This window comes from Kocuria palustris (assembly GCF_016907795.1).
GTDB classification, from domain to species: Bacteria; Actinomycetota; Actinomycetes; order Actinomycetales; family Micrococcaceae; genus Kocuria; species Kocuria palustris.
Map to the genome: position 1 here is coordinate 185,590 of NZ_JAFBCR010000001.1, position 17,160 is coordinate 202,749.

16 protein-coding genes are annotated in these 17,160 nt (G+C 70.7%); 13 read left to right on the forward strand and 3 right to left on the reverse strand.

Annotated elements, in window-relative coordinates; all coding sequences use genetic code 11:
• The first annotated feature begins 38 nt into the window (after window positions 1-38).
• Entirely contained in the window at window positions 39-1,142 is a 1,104-nt protein-coding gene (locus JOE55_RS00835) for a quinone-dependent dihydroorotate dehydrogenase (RefSeq protein WP_204781726.1), read from the forward strand.
• Between the two features lie 94 nt (window positions 1,143-1,236).
• On the opposite strand, the gene JOE55_RS00840 is transcribed toward JOE55_RS00835, so the two are convergent.
• Window positions 1,237-1,866: a DUF3043 domain-containing protein gene (locus JOE55_RS00840; RefSeq protein WP_024290489.1), complete on the reverse strand. Its 630-nt coding sequence runs from the start codon at window positions 1,864-1,866 to the stop codon at window positions 1,237-1,239.
• Window positions 1,867-1,926: 60 nt separating this feature from the next.
• On the opposite strand from JOE55_RS00840, the gene JOE55_RS00845 reads away from it, so the two are divergent.
• The 8 genes from JOE55_RS00845 to JOE55_RS00880 all read left to right on the forward strand — a co-directional run bounded on the left by JOE55_RS00845 (window position 1,927) and on the right by JOE55_RS00880 (window position 10,282).
• On the forward strand, window positions 1,927-3,360 hold the full coding sequence (locus tag JOE55_RS00845; RefSeq protein WP_204781727.1) for a dipeptidase: 1,434 nt from the start codon (window positions 1,927-1,929) through the stop codon (window positions 3,358-3,360).
• A gap of 157 nt (window positions 3,361-3,517) precedes the next feature.
• Window positions 3,518-3,886, forward strand: coding sequence for a HesB/IscA family protein (locus JOE55_RS00850; RefSeq protein WP_058870920.1), 369 nt, complete (start codon window positions 3,518-3,520; stop codon window positions 3,884-3,886).
• A 244-nt stretch (window positions 3,887-4,130) separates the two neighbouring features.
• A complete protein-coding gene (gene ctaC / locus JOE55_RS00855; RefSeq protein WP_053447350.1) occupies window positions 4,131-5,054 on the forward strand; it encodes an aa3-type cytochrome oxidase subunit II in 924 nt (307 codons plus the stop codon).
• Window positions 5,055-5,068: 14 nt separating this feature from the next.
• Window positions 5,069-6,814 (forward strand): aa3-type cytochrome oxidase subunit I, encoded by a 1,746-nt coding sequence (ctaD, locus tag JOE55_RS00860; protein WP_204781728.1) that lies wholly within the window; start codon window positions 5,069-5,071, stop codon window positions 6,812-6,814.
• Window positions 6,811-7,215 carry a cytochrome c oxidase subunit 4 gene (locus tag JOE55_RS00865; RefSeq protein WP_006213229.1) on the forward strand — a complete coding sequence of 135 codons (405 nt, stop codon included), beginning with the start codon at window positions 6,811-6,813 and terminating at the stop codon, window positions 7,213-7,215. Before ctaD ends, JOE55_RS00865 begins: the two co-directional genes overlap by 4 nt.
• A 267-nt stretch (window positions 7,216-7,482) precedes the next feature.
• A complete protein-coding gene (locus tag JOE55_RS00870; RefSeq protein WP_006213228.1) occupies window positions 7,483-8,454 on the forward strand; it encodes an amino acid ABC transporter permease in 972 nt (323 codons plus the stop codon).
• A 20-nt stretch (window positions 8,455-8,474) separates the two neighbouring features.
• Entirely contained in the window at window positions 8,475-9,275 is an 801-nt protein-coding gene (locus JOE55_RS00875; RefSeq protein WP_275580792.1) for an amino acid ABC transporter ATP-binding protein, read from the forward strand.
• Window positions 9,276-9,301: 26 nt separating this feature from the next.
• Window positions 9,302-10,282, forward strand: coding sequence for a transporter substrate-binding domain-containing protein (locus JOE55_RS00880; RefSeq protein ID WP_006213226.1), 981 nt, complete (start codon window positions 9,302-9,304; stop codon window positions 10,280-10,282).
• A 6-nt stretch (window positions 10,283-10,288) separates the two neighbouring features.
• On the opposite strand, the gene JOE55_RS00885 is transcribed toward JOE55_RS00880, so the two are convergent.
• Window positions 10,289-11,344, reverse strand: coding sequence for an LLM class flavin-dependent oxidoreductase (locus JOE55_RS00885; protein WP_006213225.1), 1,056 nt, complete (start codon window positions 11,342-11,344; stop codon window positions 10,289-10,291).
• 4 nt (window positions 11,345-11,348) lie between these two features.
• Complete coding sequence (locus tag JOE55_RS00890) at window positions 11,349-12,764, reverse strand: NtaA/DmoA family FMN-dependent monooxygenase (protein ID WP_006213224.1); 1,416 nt, start codon at window positions 12,762-12,764, stop codon at window positions 11,349-11,351.
• A gap of 185 nt (window positions 12,765-12,949) precedes the next feature.
• Between JOE55_RS00890 and JOE55_RS00895 the strand changes: the two genes are divergently transcribed.
• From JOE55_RS00895 to hisF, 4 genes are all read left to right on the forward strand, one after another.
• A complete protein-coding gene (locus JOE55_RS00895; RefSeq protein ID WP_204781729.1) occupies window positions 12,950-15,001 on the forward strand; it encodes an FAD/NAD(P)-binding protein in 2,052 nt (683 codons plus the stop codon).
• A gap of 96 nt (window positions 15,002-15,097) precedes the next feature.
• Complete coding sequence (locus JOE55_RS00900) at window positions 15,098-15,361, forward strand: phosphoribosyl-ATP diphosphatase (protein ID WP_006213222.1); 264 nt, start codon at window positions 15,098-15,100, stop codon at window positions 15,359-15,361.
• Between the two features lie 83 nt (window positions 15,362-15,444).
• Complete coding sequence (gene hisG, locus JOE55_RS00905) at window positions 15,445-16,290, forward strand: ATP phosphoribosyltransferase (RefSeq protein ID WP_006213221.1); 846 nt, start codon at window positions 15,445-15,447, stop codon at window positions 16,288-16,290.
• Window positions 16,291-16,376: 86 nt separating this feature from the next.
• On the forward strand, window positions 16,377-17,141 hold the full coding sequence (gene hisF, locus JOE55_RS00910; RefSeq protein WP_024290477.1) for an imidazole glycerol phosphate synthase subunit HisF: 765 nt from the start codon (window positions 16,377-16,379) through the stop codon (window positions 17,139-17,141).
• Window positions 17,142-17,160 lie beyond the last annotated feature (19 nt).

The following is a 17,160-nucleotide window of genomic DNA, read 5'->3' on the forward strand; positions in this document are numbered from 1 at the left end:
CGAGGGAAGGGCGCCGGCATTCTGCGAGAATGTCGGTCATGCGCCTCTACCCTATGTTCTTCCGCCTCGCGTTCTCCGGGATGGATCCCGAGCGGGCCCATCACCTCGGCTTCCTGGGCATCCGCCTGTGCCGCAGCCTCGGCGTCTCGGCGGTGCTGCGCCGGCTGTGCGGGCCCGGTCGCGATCAGGCCGTGGAGGTCATGGGCCTGCGCTTCCCGTCGCGCTTCGGACTGGCCGCCGGCTTCGACAAGGGCGCCCAGGGGATCCCCGCGCTGGCGGACCTGGGCTTCGGGCATGTGGAGATCGGGACGGTGACCGCCCAGGCGCAGCCGGGCAACCCGCAGCCGAGGCTGTTCCGCCTGGTCGAGGACCGCGCCGTCATCAACCGGATGGGCTTCAACAACGACGGCGCCGCAGCCGTCGCACCTCGCCTGGCCCGGGCCCGTCGCGAGCTCGACGCCGACTGGTCCGGGCGGGCCCGTCCGGTCATCGGGGTCAACATCGGCAAGACCAAGGCGGTCGCGCTCGAGGACGCCGTGGCCGACTACCGCGCCTCGACCCGCCAGCTCGCTCCGCTGGCCGACTACATGATGGTCAACGTCTCCTCGCCGAACACCCCGGGACTGCGCGAGCTGCAGGCCGTCGAGTCGCTGCGGCCCATCCTCGCCGCCGTGCGGGAGGAGTCCGAGGCCGCTGCGGGGCGCCGCATCCCACTGCTCGTGAAGATCGCCCCGGACCTGGCCGATGACGACGTCCGCGCTGTTGCCGACCTGGCCCTGGAGCTGGGCCTGGACGGGATCGCCACCACGAACACGACGATCGCCCGCGATGGCCTGGGGCTGCGCACCGATCCGGGGGCGGTCGCGAAGATCGGCGCCGGAGGCCTCTCGGGCGCGCCGCTGGCCCCGCGGGCCGAGGAGGTCCTGCGCATCGTCCGCGCGCACGTGGGGGACCGGCTCACGATCATCGCCGCCGGGGGAGTCGCCTCCGCCGAGGACGCCCGGCGCCGGCTGGAGGCCGGTGCCGATCTGGTCCAGGGCTACACGGCCTTCCTCTACGAGGGGCCGTTCTACGCCGCCAGGATCGTGCGCGGGCTGCGTCGCGGGAGCCGCCGTCCGGGCCGCCGCGCGCGCCGGGGCTGAGCACGAGCCCTCAGGAGCGGCTGAAGGCCCTCTCCCCGCGGGGAGAGGGCCTTCAGCACAGCTGCTCGCACCGCGCAGGAGCGAGGAGGGAGACTCAGGAGGGGCGCTGGCCGCGCTTGACCTGGGGGCGGGGCATGCGAGTCGAGCGCAGGTTCATGGCGCGGGTCACCGCGTAGAAGCTCGTGCCGGACTCGCGGCTGCCGAACTTGCGGTTCAGGCCGCGACGCACGCCGATGACCAGCAGGATGCTGTCGAGCACCGCCATGGCGATCAGCGCGTAGAACACGGCCACACCGATCTGCTGCAACCCGGAGGGGATCAGCAGGAAGACCAGGGCGATCAGCGCGATGGGCATGAGGACCTCCGCGACGTTCCAGCGGGAGTCGACCCAGTCGCGCACGAAGGCCTTCTGCTCGCCCTGATCGCGTGCGGGCAGGTAGCGGCGGTCGCCGGCGGCCATCCCCTGCTGGGCCGTGAGGCGCTGCTCGCGCCGGGCGGCGCGGTCGGCCTGCTTGGCGGCCTTGCGGTCCTCCGGGACCAGCGGGCGCACGCGCGCGGCCTCCTGCTGACGGCGCGAGGGCGTGGGACGGCCCTTGCCCTCGGTCTTGGGACCGCGGTGCCGAGCCTCGTCGTGCTCCGTCTGCTCGGCCTCCGGGGCGGCGGCCGTGGAGCCGCCGACGGGCTCGTCGGTGGTCTGTGCTTCCTTGCTTCTGCGTCCGATCACCCGTCGAGTCTAGACGACCGCCCGCGACGCAGCGCGCTGTCGTCGCTAGGATCGGCGTCCATGAGCGACAGCGAGCAGACACCGCCCCTGACGGCCCCCGCCCATGTGGCCGGCATCGACCGCGAGGCCTTCCGCCGGGCGGTCGACGACGATTTCGAGACTGTGATCGATCAGCTCACCGAGCTGGTGGCGATCCCCGGCATCGCCTGGGACTCGTTCGACCAGGAGCCCCTCGAGCGATCGGCGAAGGCCGTCGCCGCGCTGATCGAGGCCGAGGGCTTCGACTCGGTCGAGATCCACGCGGCCGACGGCTCCGAGTCCCACCCGGCGATCCTGGCCCGGAGGGAAGCCGCAGAAGGGCGCCCGACGGTCCTGCTCTACGCCCACCACGATGTCCAGCCCCCAGGAGAGCTCTCCGCCTGGACCACCCCGCCGTTCGAGGCCCAGCAGCGCGACGGCCGCCTGTGGGGCCGAGGCGCAGCCGATGACAAGGCAGGCGTGCTGGCCCACGTGGCCGCCGTGCGCGTGCTGCGCCGGATACTCGGAGAGGACCACGGCCTGGGCATCACCATGTTCATCGAGGGGGAGGAGGAGGCGGGCTCCCCGCACTTCGCCGAGTTCCTGGCCCGCCACAGCTCGGCCCTGGCCGCCGATGCGATCGTCATCGCCGACTCCGCCAACTGGCAGGTCGGGGTCCCCACGCTGACCACCAGCCTTCGGGGCGTCGTGGGCGCGATCGTCGAGGTCAGCGGCGTGGACCACACCCTCCATTCCGGCGGCTACGGCGGGCCGGTGCTGGACGGGCCCACGCTGCTCTCCCGTCTGATCGCCACGCTGCACGACGACGACGGCGCCGTGGCCGTCGAGGGCCTGCAGCGCCACGAGGGAGCCGAGAGCGGCGAGCAGCTGCACTACGACGAGCAGCAGTTCCGCGCCGATGCCGGAGTGCTGCCGGACGTCCGGCTGGCCGGGCGGGGGAGCCTGACCTCGAGGCTGTGGACGCAGCCGGCGATCTCGATCACCGGCTTCGACGCGACCGCCGTGGATGTCGCCTCGAACACGATCGCCCCGAGCGCCCGGGCCAAGATCTCGCTGCGCATCGCCCCTGGCCAGGATCCGAAGGAGGCCGCGCGGGCCCTGGTGAGCCACCTCGAGTCGCACGCTCCCTTCGGCGCCCGGGTGGAGGTCGAGATCGAGGAGACCGGTCCCGCCTTCGCCACCGACACCTCGGCCCCTCCCGCCCAGGAGATGCTCTGGGCGCTGGGCGCGGCCTGGGGCCGTCCCAGCGTGGAGATGGGCATGGGCGGATCGATCCCGTTCACGGCCGACCTGCAGGCCATGTACCCGGAGGCCGCGATCCTCGTCACGGGGATCGAGGACCCGGACACGCGCGCCCACGGGATCGACGAGTCCCTGCATCTGGAGGACTACCGCCGAGCGATCTTCGCCGAGGCGCTGTGGCTCGCGGCTCGGGCGGCCTCGTCGGGCAGCTGAGCCGCTGCCCCGGCGCGCCGGAGCCGTCGTGCGCGCCGCGGCCGCGCGGCGGATGGACGCGGGAATGTTCTCGGGTCCACACTGGTTCCAGGTTGCAGCAAGGCTGCCACGTCCCGCTCCTCGTCTTCGAGGGCGGACAGCAAGGAGGAGAGAGCGCATGACCGTCACCACCGACACCGTCACCACCGAGGGACTGCCCACGCACGGGGTCACCCTGACCGAGACCGCCGCGCAGAAGGTCAGCGCCCTGCTCGAGCAGGAGGGCCGCACCGACCTCCGCCTGCGCGTGGCCGTGCAGCCCGGCGGCTGCTCCGGTTTGATCTACCAGCTCTACTTCGACGAGCGCGTCCTCGACGGCGACGCGGCCAAGGGCTTCGACGGCGTCGAGGTCATCGTCGACAAGATGTCGGTGCCCTACCTCGAGGGCTCCACCATCGACTTCGAGGACACCATCGAGAAGCAGGGCTTCTCCATCGACAACCCCAATGCGCAGGGCTCCTGCGCCTGCGGCGACTCCTTCAGCTGATCCGCGCCGCGCATCGGCGCCAGGCCCCGCGGCTCCCCTCGAGGGGAGCTGCGGGGCCTTCGTCGTGCCGGGCTGCGAGCCCCAGCCTGGGGCGGCAGCATGCCCCGGAAACCAGGACACACGGCTGACGAAGTGTCAGCACGTTCGGGGCGCAGGGGGTAAACTCCAGGAGAAACCCCAGGCTCCTGACCGTCGCCAGCACTCGGACGGGCAGGACCGCGATCGAGAACAGGAAGGGCTGTCTGTGAGTTCGCTTTCCCGAACCGTCAGCCGACGCCGCCGGACGCTCACGCTGAGCGCACTCGGAGGCGCAGCGCTGCTCGCCCTGACGGGCTGCTCCGCGGAGCTGAACCAGCAGGTCCGCAACGGATTCATGCCGGTGGGGGACTCTGCCCCCACGGACAACGCTCAGGCCATCCTGGACCTGTGGGTCGGCTCGTGGATCGCGGCCATGGCCGTCGGCCTGGTGACCTGGGGCCTGATGCTGTGGTGCATGATCGCCTACCGCCGTCGCAAGAACGAGGTCGGCTATCCCCGCCAGGTCGCCTACCACCTGCCGCTGGAGATCTTCTACACCTTCGTGCCGATCGCTCTGGTCGTCACGCTGTTCGTGTTCTCGGAGCGCGTACTGGCGGACATCACCCCGCGCCATGACAACCCGGACACCACCATCCAGGTCATCGGCAAGCAGTGGGCCTGGGACTTCAACTACACCGATGACGACGTCTACTACTCGGGCACGCAGGCGCATCTGAACACGGACGGCTCGGAGGGCGTCGAGGACACGCTGCCCACGCTGTATCTGCCGGCCGACAGCGATATCGAGCTGGAGATCACCTCCCGCGACGTCATCCACTCGTTCTGGGTCCCCGCCTTCCTCGAGAAGATGGATATGATCCCGAACCAGACCAACTACCTGTCGTTCACCACCGGCGATGAGGGCACCTTCCAGGGCAAGTGCGCCGAGCTGTGCGGCGAGTACCACTCGGAGATGCTCTTCAACGTCGAGATCGTCTCCCAGGAGGAGTACGACCAGCAGATGCAGACTCTGCGCGACCAGGGCAACACCGGCCAGCTCGGCACCGAGTACGACCGCAACCCGAACACCAATGACGAAGCGATCGAGAACCAGGACTCCATGCCCGGCTCGACGTACGACGAGAACTGAGGGACGGAGAGAATATGACCACTCTCGAGTACTCAGCCAATGACTCCGCCGCGGTCGCACCGCGGGTCGTGCCCCGCTCCAAGGGCCGGATCATCGTCAGCTGGCTGACCACCACGGACCACAAGACGCTCGGGTACATGTACCTGATCACGTCCTTCGCCTTCTTCTGCCTCGGCGGCGTCATGGCGCTGCTGATCCGTGCAGAGCTCTTCGCTCCCGGCATGCAGATCCTGGAGACCAAGGAGCAGTACAACCAGCTGTTCACCATGCACGGCACGGTGATGCTGCTGATGTTCGGAACCCCGCTGTTCATCGGCCTGGCCAACGTGCTGGTGCCGCTGCAGATCGGCGCGCCGGATGTCGCCTTCCCGCGACTGAACGCGCTGGCCTTCTGGTTCTTCATATTCGGCTCGACCGTCGTCGTGATCGGCTTCCTGACCCCGCAGGGCGCCGCGTCCTTCGGCTGGTTCGCCTACGCTCCGCTGAACTCCACCACGTTCTCGCCGGGAGTCGGCGGCGACCTCTGGGTCTTCGGCCTGGTCCTGCAGGGCTTCGGCACGATCATGGGCGGCGTCAACTTCATCACCACGATCCTGTGCATGCGGGCTCCGGGCATGACCATGTGGCGCATGCCGGTGTTCGTCTGGACCTCGCTGATCACCGCGCTGCTGATCATCATGATCTTCCCGCCGCTGGCGGCCGCGCTGTTCGCACTGGGCATGGACCGTCGACTGGGCGGGCACATCTTCGACGCCGAGAACGGCGGCGCGATCCTGTGGCAGCACCTGTTCTGGTTCTTCGGCCACCCCGAGGTCTACGTGCTGGCGCTGCCGTTCTTCGGCATCGTCTCGGAGATCATCCCGGTGTTCTCCCGCAAGCCGCTGTTCGGCTATGTCGGCCTGGTCTTCGCGACCATCGCCATCGGCGCGCTGTCCGTGACCGTGTGGGCCCACCACATGTACGTCACCGGCTCGGTCATGCTCGGGTTCTTCTCGTTCATGACCATGATGATCGCGGTGCCCACGGGCGTGAAGTTCTTCAACTGGATCGGCACCATGTGGCAGGGCTCGATCACCTTCGAGACTCCCATGCTGTGGGTCCTGGGCTTCCTGTTCACGTTCCTCTTCGGCGGCCTGACCGGCGTCATCCTGGCCACCCCGCCGCTGGACTTCCAAGTCTCGGACTCCTACTTCGTGGTCGCCCATTTCCACTACGTGATCTTCGGCACTGTCGTGTTCGGCATGTTCGCCGCGTTCTACTTCTGGTGGCCCAAGTTCACCGGCAAGATGCTCAACGAGCGTGTCGGCAAGGTCCACTTCTGGATGCTCTTCGTGGGCTTCCACATGACCTTCCTGATCCAGCACTGGCTCGGTGTGGTGGGCATGCCCCGCCGCTACGCCGATTACATGCCGGAGGACGGGTTCACGTTCATGAACCAGTTCTCGACCATCGGCGCCTTCCTGCTGGCAGCCTCGATGGTCCCGTTCTTCTGGAACGTGTACATCACGCACAAGCGCGGCAGGAAGGTCGAGGTCGACGATCCCTGGGGCTTCGGCGGCTCGCTCGAGTGGGCGACGTCCTGCCCGCCCCCGCGGCACAACTTCGTCTCGCTGCCGCGCATCCGCTCGGAGCGCCCGGCCCTGGACCTGCACCACCCGGAGCTGGCGGCCCTGTCGCCGGATCCTCACACCGGTGACACCGAGGCCAACCCGACCGAGCGGGATCGCCGCGAGCACGACACCATGGAGGCCACCCGATGAAGGCAACGATCCAGGTCATGTGGCTGCTGACGGCGTTCTGCATCGTCGTGGGCTTCATCTACGGGTTCGTGACCGACTTCCACGAGCTGGCCGGCTTCCCGGCCCTGCTGGCCGTCGGCGTGATGTCCGCCTTCCTCGCGGTCTACTTCCAGCTGACGCTGCGTAGCGCCAAGGCGATGCTCCCTGAGGATGACCTCGAGGGCGAGATCTCGGACAGCGCCGGCGACTACGGGCACTTCTCCCCGTGGTCCTGGACGCCGCTGCTGTTCGGCGCCGGTGCCATGATCTTCGTGCTCGGCCTGGCCATCGACTGGTGGATCGTGGGCCTCGCGTTCCCGATCGCCATGCTCGGCGTGTTCGGAATGGTCTTCGAGCACAGCCGCGGAGAGCACGCCCACTGATCTCCGGCTCCGTCGGTCGAGGGCCCCGCCGTTCCCTGAAAGGAGCGGCGGCGCCTTTCGCATGTCCGGGTGCAGGCTGCTGAGGCGGCCGAGCGCCCACCTGCCTGGGACGGACTTGATGCTGGGCCGTCGTCCAGTGGGGCATCGCCGCATGTCACTGCGTGACGGCGGAATTGGGAGGTCTGCATCCCGGTCCTAGGCTGAGCCGGGTCCGCGGCGATCGCTCGACTCCTCGACTCGCCGACGCCCCCTCGAAGGCCGGAGCCCATGGACAGCCGTTCGCCCTCCACCCCCGAGCCGGACAGCCCCGTGCGGGTGCTGCCGGCTCGCCACCCCTGGCGCAGCCTCGCCTCGATGCTCGGCGTCATCGTCATCCTGGTCATCGTCTGGGCCCTGATCACCAACCCCCGCTGGCAGTGGGGAGTCGTGGCGCAGTGGTTCACCGCCGAGTCGATCATGCGAGGCCTGGGGCTGACGCTGTCACTGACGGCCATCGCCGGCGTCGCCGGGTTCGTGCTCGGCTTCGCGCTGGCCCTGCTGCGGATGTCGAGCTCGCCGGTGCTCGCGGGACTGGCCTGGACCTACATCTGGATCTTCCGATCCGTGCCGCTGCTCGTGCAGCTGCTGCTCTGGTACAACATCGGCTATCTCTACGAGACGCTCGTCCTGGGCATCCCGTTCACCGACGTGGTCCTCTTCGAGGCGAGCACCACGGAGCTCGTCGGGAAGTTCGCCGCCGCCGCCCTGGGACTGAGCCTGCATCAGGCCGCCTACGCCGCCGAGATCATCCGCGGCGGCATCCTCTCGGTGGATGCGGGGCAGCTCGAGGCGGCCAAGGCGCTCGGGCTTCCGGCATGGCGGCGATCCGTGGGGATCGTGCTGCCGCAGGCCCTGCGCGCGATCCTGCCCCCGGCCTTCAACGAGATCATCAGCCTGGTCAAGGGCACCTCGATCGTCTACGTCCTGGCGCTGGGGGATCTGTTCTACACGGCGCAGATCATCTACTCGCGCACCAACGAGGTCATCCCGATGCTCATGGTCGCCACCATCTGGTACATCGTGATCACCACTGCGCTGAACATCGTCCAGTACTACGTCGAGCGGCGGGTCGCGCGCGGTGCGGTGCGCACCTTGCCGTCCACCCCCTGGCAGCGGGTGCGCGCACGGCTGGCGAGTGAGCGGGCCGACGCCCGCGAGCGGAAGAGGACCCGGCTGCACACGGAAGGGAGCTCGCTGTGAGCGCGAAGGAGACGAACCGCTTGATCGAAGACCGGGTGCCCACGCGAGGACGGGTCGTGCTGGAGGGCGTGCGCAAGTCGTTCGCGGGCCGGGAGATCCTCCACGGCGTCTCCCTGAACGTCGAGCCCGGGCAGGTCGTGGTCCTGATGGGCCCGTCGGGGTCCGGGAAGTCCACGCTGCTGCGCACGATCAATCACCTGGAGGCCCAGGACGCCGGCCGGGTCACGATCGACGGCGAGATGATCGGCTACCAGCCCGAGGGCCAGGCCCTGCGCGAGCTGCCCGAGCGCGAGGTCCTGCGCCGCCGCGCTCAGGTGGGAATGGTCTTCCAGCAGTTCAACCTGTTCCCGCATATGACGGTGGAGCAGAACATCATCGAGGCTCCTGTGCACACGCAGGGGCGCCCCCGCGCGGAGGCGCGACGCACCGCCCAGGCCCTGCTCGATCGCGTGGGGCTGGGGGACCGGGGCGGTGCCTATCCCCGCCAGCTCTCGGGCGGGCAGCAGCAGCGGGTGGCGATCGCCCGAGCCATGGCGCTGCACCCCAAGGTGCTGCTCTTCGACGAGCCGACCTCCGCCCTGGACCCCGAGCTCGTCGAGGAGGTCCTTGAGGTCATCCGGGGCCTGGCCGATGAGGGCGTGACCCTGATCGTGGTGACCCACGAGATGTCCTTCGCCAGGGAGGTGGCCGATCACGTGGTGTTCATGGCCGACGGGGAGATCGTGGAGCAGGGCCCGCCGCAGAAGCTGTTCTCCGCCCCGCAGCATGCCCGGACCCAGGAGTTCCTGGGCCGGCACCTCGACCCGGAGTACGTGCTGTGAGCCCGGTCGGAGGGAGGTCGGGGCGGATGGGGCGCGGACTGATCGCCGGTGCCGCGGTGCTCGGCCTGGGCATCCTGCCGGGGTGCACGGCCGATCCCGTGGATATCGGCACCGCAGCGGCCGGCGGCGGCGTGGAGGCCGCCCAGCGCTTCGACTTCTCGCCGGAGCAGGACGATCGGGTGCGCACGGACATCGATCCGAAGGCGGCAGCGCTCGTGCCGGAGTCGGTGGCCGCGGACGGCAAGCTCACGGTGGCGGCCACCCCGGCGGCGGTGCCGCTGGGCTTCGCCGCCACGGACCAGTCCACGGTAGTGGGCTCCGAGGTCGACCTCGCCCAGCTCATGGCGGACAAGCTCGGCCTGGAGCTCGAGGTCGAGGCCACCACCTGGGAGAACTGGCCGCTGCGCCTGGAGACCGGTCAGATCGAGACCGTGATGATCAACGTGGGCCTGACCGAGCCGCGGCTCGAGCTCTACGATTTCGCCACGTACCGCACCGCGTACATGGGCTTCGAGGCCAGGCAGGGCAGCGAGTTCCACGTCGAGGGCCCGGAGGACATCTCCGGGCTGAAGGTCTCCGTCTCGCCGGGCACCAACCAGGACGCCATCCTGCTCGAGTGGAACCGCGAGCTCGAGGAGCGGGGTCTGGAGCCGGCCGAGCTGTCGTACTACCTCAACGACGCCGACGCCATCCTGTCGCTGGTCTCCGGAAGGACGGATCTGCACCTGGGGCCGTATCCCGGCGGCTCGTTCCGGGAGGACTCCGGATCCGAGACGGAGGTCGTGGGGCGGATCAGCGCGGGATGGCCGAACAACACGCTCGTGGCCGCGCCCACCGCCAAGGACAGCGGGCTGGCCCCGGCGCTGGAGGCCGCGCTGGACTCGGCGATGGGAGACGGCAGCTACGAGGCGGCGCTGGAGCGCTGGGGGCTGCAGGATGAGGGGCTCGACGACTCCCGGACCGTCACCGACGCGCAGCAGATGCGCGACGCACTGTCCGCGAGCTGAGCCGCCTCAGGCGCCCTCGTACTGGTTGTCGGCCGCCGGCAGTCCCCAGCGCTGCCGCAGCGATCCGGTCTCGCTGGCCACCGGCTTCAGCCCCGCCCGGGACAGGGCCGAGATCGCCCGTTCGGCGAGTTCGGCGGCATCGTTCGGCCGCGCGTCGAGGTGCACGCCGGCGAAGACGAGGCCCCGACCGTCGGACCCCGCCGCGGCGAGGCGCTCGACGAGTGCGTCGATCGCCCCGGCGAGATCCTCGCGGGGAAGTGCTGCCAGAAGGCGCGCATGCGGGGCCCCGCGGCGCAGCACGGCGAGCTCGTCGTCGCTGATCGCCGCCGGCACGATCACGGCATCCGTCTGGGCGGCCGCGACGGCCACGTCGGAGGCGGTGCCCGGGAGGGGACCGCGCAGGCCGTGCCCGTCCTCGAGCCGCACGACGATCACCGGATGGCCCTGCGGCGGACGCGGCACGATCGAGGGGCCCTTGACGGTGAAGGGCTGCCCGACGGAGTCCGTGCCCTCGAAGTCCGTGTAGTGCAGCCGCTCGCGATCGATGAAGCGGTCGGTGGAGGTGTCCGCGATGATCGCGTCGTCCTGCCACGAGTCCCACAGGCGGCGCAGCAGATCCGCGACCTCGCCGGTCTCGCGCCAGGCCTCTGCCGGCTCGGCGAGCGGTCGGCGCCCCACGACGGCGGCCTCGGAGGCGCGCAGGGACGGCGCCAGCTGCACGCCGGCGCGACCGCGGCTCGCGTAGTCCAGCGTCGCGGTCATGGTCCCCAGCAGGAAGGGCTCGGTGTGCGTGGTGGTCAGCGTGGGCACCAGGCCGATCCGCTGCGTGGCCGGTGCGAGCCAAGCGGCGAGCTCCAGGGCCGAGAGCCGGATCGCGGCGGAGTCGGTGCCGTCGCCGGCGTCGAGGACGTCGTCGAGCATCAGCTGCGTGACGCCCAGCGCCTCGAGGTCCTGGGCGGCGCGCAGATGCAGCCGGCCGGTGAGCAGGGCGGCGGGATCGTCGTGAGGGCCGTCGAGGTCGGGCAGCGTTCCCAGCCCGACGGAGAGGATCGTCTCGGTCATGGGTTCAGGCCTCCTGGCTCTGCTGGGCCGCTGCTGCGGCGTCGGATGCGGCGGCCGCCTGCCCGTCCCGCAGCGCTGCCCACTGCTCGGCGGGGCGGTGCTCGGGCAGCCCGAGCCTCTGGCGCAGCGTCGCGGGCTCGTGGTGATCGGGGTAGACGCCCATCTCCTGCAGCTCGGGCACCACCCGGTCCACGACCTCCCGGAAGCCGCCCGGGACATAGGCCGGCACCAGGATGAAGCCGTCGGCCGCGCCCTGATCGACCTCCCGGCTCATGGCCTCGGCGATCGAGCGGGGCGTGCCCACGAAGTGATGCCGCGAATCCACGACGGAGACGACCTTGCGCAGCGACCAGCCGTTGCGCCGCCCGAGCTCGCGCCAGGACTCTGCCGTGCCCACGGGGTCGGGGTAGTGGTTCACCCGGCCCTGGGAGAGCTGGGGGCCGTCGACCACCGGGTCGAAGTCCGGGACCGGATCGTCGGGATCGCGCTCGGAGAGGTCCATGTTCCACAGCCGCGAGGCGGTGGCCAGCGCAGTGGCCCCGGAGTGCTGCGCCCAGGCGAGCTCCAGGCTCTTCTCCTGCGCGTCCTCCTCGGTGTCCCCGATCACGAAGGACACGCCGGGATAGATCTGGATCTCGTCGGGATCCCTGCCGATCGCGGTGAGCCGGGAGCGGATGTCGTCGCGGAAGGCCCGCCCGTTCTCCGGGCCGGAGTGGCGGGTGAAGATCAGATCGGCCGAGCCCGCCGCGAAGTCGCGCCCGGAAGGGGAGTCGCCGGCCTGCATCACCACGGGGTGGACCTGCGGGCTGCGCGGCACCCCGAAGCGGCCCTCCAGATCGAAGAACTCGCTGCGGTGGACGAAGCGCCCGGCGTCCGGGCCTGCCTGCGCCGGATCGAGCGGCCAGGACTCCCACATGGTGCGGGCCGCCTGGATGAAGTCGACGGCGCGCTCGTAGCGCTGCTCGTACGGGAGGTAGCCGCCGCGGCGGAAGTTCTCGCCGGTGAAGGCGTCCGGGCTGGTCACGACGTTCCAGGCCGTGCGCCCGCCCGAGAGGTGATCCATGGTGGCCAGCTGCCGGGCGAGCTCGTACGGCTCGTGGTAGGTGGCCGTCAGGGTGCCGGCCACGCCGATGTGGTCCGTGGCCCCCAGCACGGCCGAGAGCATCGTCAGCGTGTCGGGGCGGCCCACGACGTCCAGGTCGTGGATCTGCCCGCCCTGCTCGCGCAGGCGCAGACCCTCCGCCAGGAAGAGGAAGTCCATCAGGCCCTCCTCGGCGTCGCGGGCCATGCGCACGAAGGACTCGACGGCGATGTTGGAGCCGGAGCGCACGGGATCCGACCACACGGTCTCGTTGTTCACGCCCGGGAAGTGCGCCGCGAGATGGACACGGCGGCGTGGGCGGTTCTCGGCAGTGCTCATGCTCCCCATCCTCTCGCCAGACGTCCCAGCACGCGCCTCCGACCTCATATTTCGTCATACGGCCGGGCGCTCGGCGCCCCGGCTGGACTAGCGTCGAGGCTCCGATGACGCGGCGCGGAGCGCGGCAGGCCGGCAGCGGCCTGCGCAGCCCGGACCGCGGGGACGACAGCCCCGGAGGACACACGATGACGCAGCACACGAGCTCGGCAGCCGGACGCCGCCCCGGCGGCGCGCGCAGGACCAGGGAGCTGGTGCTGATCGGAGGCGGCCCGCGCGCCACGCTCGTGCTGGAGCGTCTGGCCGCCAATGCCGCACAGCTGTCCGGGACGGTGGACCGGCCCGTGCGGGTCCACGTGATCGAGCCCTTCGAGGCCGGCTCAGGGCGGATCTGGCGCCACGACCAGTCACCGCTGCTCAAGCTCAACTCGATGGCCCGTGACGTGACGATGTTCACCGACGAGACCGTGGTCGCCGAGGGTGCGGCTTGGGACGGCCCCTCGCTCGAGGAGTGGGCGGTCGGTGTGGCCGACGGTTCGATCGAGGACGCCGAGATCGACGACGAGGACGACCTGCGCCGCATCCGGCAGCTGCGCGGCGCGGACTTCCCGACCCGGCGCGTCCACCAGCGCTACCTGCAGTGGGTGTGGCGCCGCGTGGTGGACCGCGCGCTCGCCTCGCCGGGCATCGACGACGTGATCGTGCACCCCACGTGGGCCGATGAGATCACGGAGTGCTCCCGCGGCGGCCACGACGTGCGTCTGAAGGACGGGACCGTCCTGCACGCCGATGCCGCCGTGCTGCTGCTCGGGCACACCGATGCCCTGGCCACCCGCGGGCAGCGCCGCCGCGGCGCCGCCGCCAGTGCGTCGGGGGGCAGCTACACGCGGCCCTCCTACACCGAGGAGGTCGACTGGAGCGCGCTCGGGCCCGGTCAGCGCGCGGTCGTCACCGGCATGGGCCTGGGCTTCATCGACCTGATGGTGCTGCTCTACGAGGGCCGCGGCGGGCGCTTCCGCACGCGCGACGGCTCCGCGGATCCCGCCAGGATCGAATCCGGCGAGGCGCTGGTCTACGAGCCCTCGGGCAGCGAGCCCCTGCTGTGGGTCGGCTCGCGCCGCGGCGTGCCCTTCCACTCCAAGATCTCCATGAAGCTGCGCGCCCCCTTCGCCCCGGAAGGGCTGCAGTTCGTCACCGCAGCCGCCATCGAGAGGCTGCTGGACGAGAACTCCCAGCTGGACTGGGATGAGCACCTGTGGCCCCTGATCACCCGCGAGGCCGGGCACCACTGGTACCGCGAGATCGTCCTGGGCCACCCCGAGCGCGTCCGCGACGGCGTGCGCTGGGAGGACTTCGCCCGGCGGTACGCGGCGGCCGGGCCCAGCGAGCTGTCGCGGCTGCTGCACGAGACGTTCCGGGACTCGCGCGATCTGCTGGACCTGCACGCGATCGACCGGCCGCTGGAAGGGCTGACCTTCGAGGACGCCGAGCAGGTGCAGGAGGCGGTGCTGCGCAGCATCCGCCGGGACATGGACGAGCGCAGCGATCCGCAGCGCAGCCAGACCCTGGCGCTGTTCCTGGCACTGCTGCACCTGCGGGTGGCCCTGATGGACCTGGTGCCGGAGGACCGGCTCACCGAGGCCGGGCTGGGCATGATGAACCGCTGGTGGCCGGGGTTCTTCAGCTTTGTGGACTCCGGTCCGCCGGCGCACCGTCTCCAGGAGCTGCTGGCCCTGCACGAGGCGGGGTTCGTGCGCTTCCTGGGTCCGGACGTGATCGTCGAGCACGACGAGGCCGGCGGAGGGTTCGCCGCCCGCTCCCGGGCGGGCGGTCCGTGGATCAAGGCCCCGCACTTCGTCGAGGCCCGCCTGCCCGGCCCGTCGATGGCGGGCACGGCCAATCCGGTCCTGCGCTCCGTGCTGGCCGGGGAGCTGGGGGAGGAGCAGTCCTTCCCATCGGACGACGGGTCGACCATGGTCACCACCGGCAAGCTGGAGGTGGATGCCCAGTACCGAGTGGTGGACCGCCACGGCCGGGCGCATCCGGACCTGTTCGCCGCCGGCGTGTTCACGACCGTGCCGACGCTGGGAGCCTTCGCCCGGCCGCGGCAGAACTCCGAGCCGTTCCGCAGCAGCGACGCTCTGGCCCGCAGCCTGTGGCGGGCCCTGGCGGGCAGCTCCGCGGACAGGGAGGATGCGGCGCAGCAGCGCGCCATCGAGGCGACGACGTACACGTTCTGAGGCGCCGCGGCGCCGGGAGGCTCGCGCCGTCCGGGCACCGACAGCGGACGGGCTGCGCGCGGGAGCACCCCGCCGCCGCAGGATAGGGTGAGGCCCGTGAAAACGTTCGAGCAGCTCTTCGCAGAGATCACAGAGAAGGCCGAAACCCGCCCCGAGGGCTCGGGGACCGTCGCCGAGCTGGACCGCGGAGTCCACGGCATCGGGAAGAAGGTGGTCGAGGAGGCCGCCGAGGTCTGGATGGCCTGCGAGCACGAGACCCACGACGAAGCCGCCGAGGAGATCTCCCAGCTGCTGTATCACCTGCAGGTGATGATGGTGGCCAAGGGCATCTCCCTCGAGGACGTCTACAACCACCTCTGAGCCGGCCCGGCTCGGAAGGCCCCGGGGCGCCCTCACCCCTGAACGAAATCCGCCGCACGAATCCTCAGGAGCTATCACCGACCATGCTGCGCGTCGCCGTGCCCAACAAGGGCGCCCTGTCAGAGTCCGCCGCCGCCATGCTGAGCGAGGCGGGCTACCGCCAGCGCCGCGACAGCCGAGAGCTCGTGCTGGTCGACCCGGAGAACCACGTCGAGTTCTTCTACCTGCGTCCGCGCGATATCGCCGTCTACGTCGGGGGAGGAGTGCTGGACGTCGGGATCACCGGCCGCGACCTGCTGCTGGACTCAGAGGCCGACGCCGTCGAGGACCTGGGCCTGGACTTCGCGCGCTCGACCTTCCGCTTCGCCGGCCCGGCCGGGCAGTTCTCCTCGCTGCAGGACCTCGAGGGCCGCCGCGTGGCCACGAGCTACGACAGCCTTCTGCGCCGCCACCTGGCGAAGCAGGGAGTCCAGGCCGAGGTCGTGCGCCTGGATGGTGCCGTCGAGTCCTCGATCCGCCTGGGCGTCGCAGATGCCATCGCCGACGTCGTGGAGACCGGCAACACGCTGCGGGCGGCCGGACTGGAGATCTTCGGCGAGCCGATCATGCGCTCGGAGGCCCTGCTCATCCGCAACGCCGCCAAGGCGGAGGCCGAGGGCCTGGAGGTCCTGCGCCGGCGCATCCAGGGTGTGCTCGTGGCCCGGCAGTACGTGATGATCGACTACGACATCACGGAGGACCTTCTTGAGGCCGCCACGGCCGTGACCCCCGGCATGGAGGGTCCCACGATCTCGCCGCTGGGCCACCACGGAGCCATGGCGGTGCGCGCCATGGTCCGCCGCTCGGACACCAACAAGGTCATGGACGAGCTCTACGCCGTGGGCGCCCGGGCCATCCTGGTCTCGCCGATCCACGCCGCCCGGCTGTGAAGCCCCGGGGCTGCGGCCCCGGAATCCTCAGAGCCGACCGATCCCGAATCACCAGCCCGCCTGCCCGGGCACCGCAAGGAGCAGCCATGAGCGTGGCCATCCGTGTCATCCCCTGCCTGGACGTCGACGCCGGGCGCGTCGTGAAGGGCGTCCACTTCGAAAACCTGCGCGATGCAGGCGATCCGGTCGAGCTGGCCTCCCGGTACAACGACGCCGGTGCGGATGAGCTCACCTTCCTGGACGTCACCGCCTCGTCATCGGACCGGGCCACCACGTTCGACGTCGTCGCCCGCACCGCCGATCGGGTCTTCATCCCGCTGACCGTCGGCGGCGGTGTGCGCACCGCCGAGGACGTCGACCGCCTGCTGCGCTGCGGGGCGGACAAGGCCTCGATCAACACGGCCGCGATCAAGCGCCCGGAGGTCATCGACGAGATCACCCGCCGCTTCGGCAATCAGGTGCTCGTGCTGTCCTGCGATGCCAAGCGCACCGGCAACACCCCCTCGGGCTTCGAGGTCACCACGCACGGCGGCCGCGAGCTCACCGGCATCGACGCCGTGCAGTGGGCTGTGGAGGCCGAGCGCCGCGGCGTGGGGGAGATCCTGCTCAACTCCATGGACGCCGACGGCACCCGTGACGGCTTCGACCTGGAGATGATCCGCGAGGTCCGCTCCGCGGTGAGCGTGCCCCTGATCGCCTCCGGGGGCGCGGGCGCTCCCGCCGACTTCCCGCCCGCCGTGGCCGCCGGCGCCGATGCCGTGCTGGCAGCCTCGATCTTCCACTTCGGGCCGGTCGACGCCATCGCCGAGGTCAAGGCGGCGCTGCGCGCCGAGGGCCACGAGGTCCGCTGAGCGGATCGCTGCGAGCGCT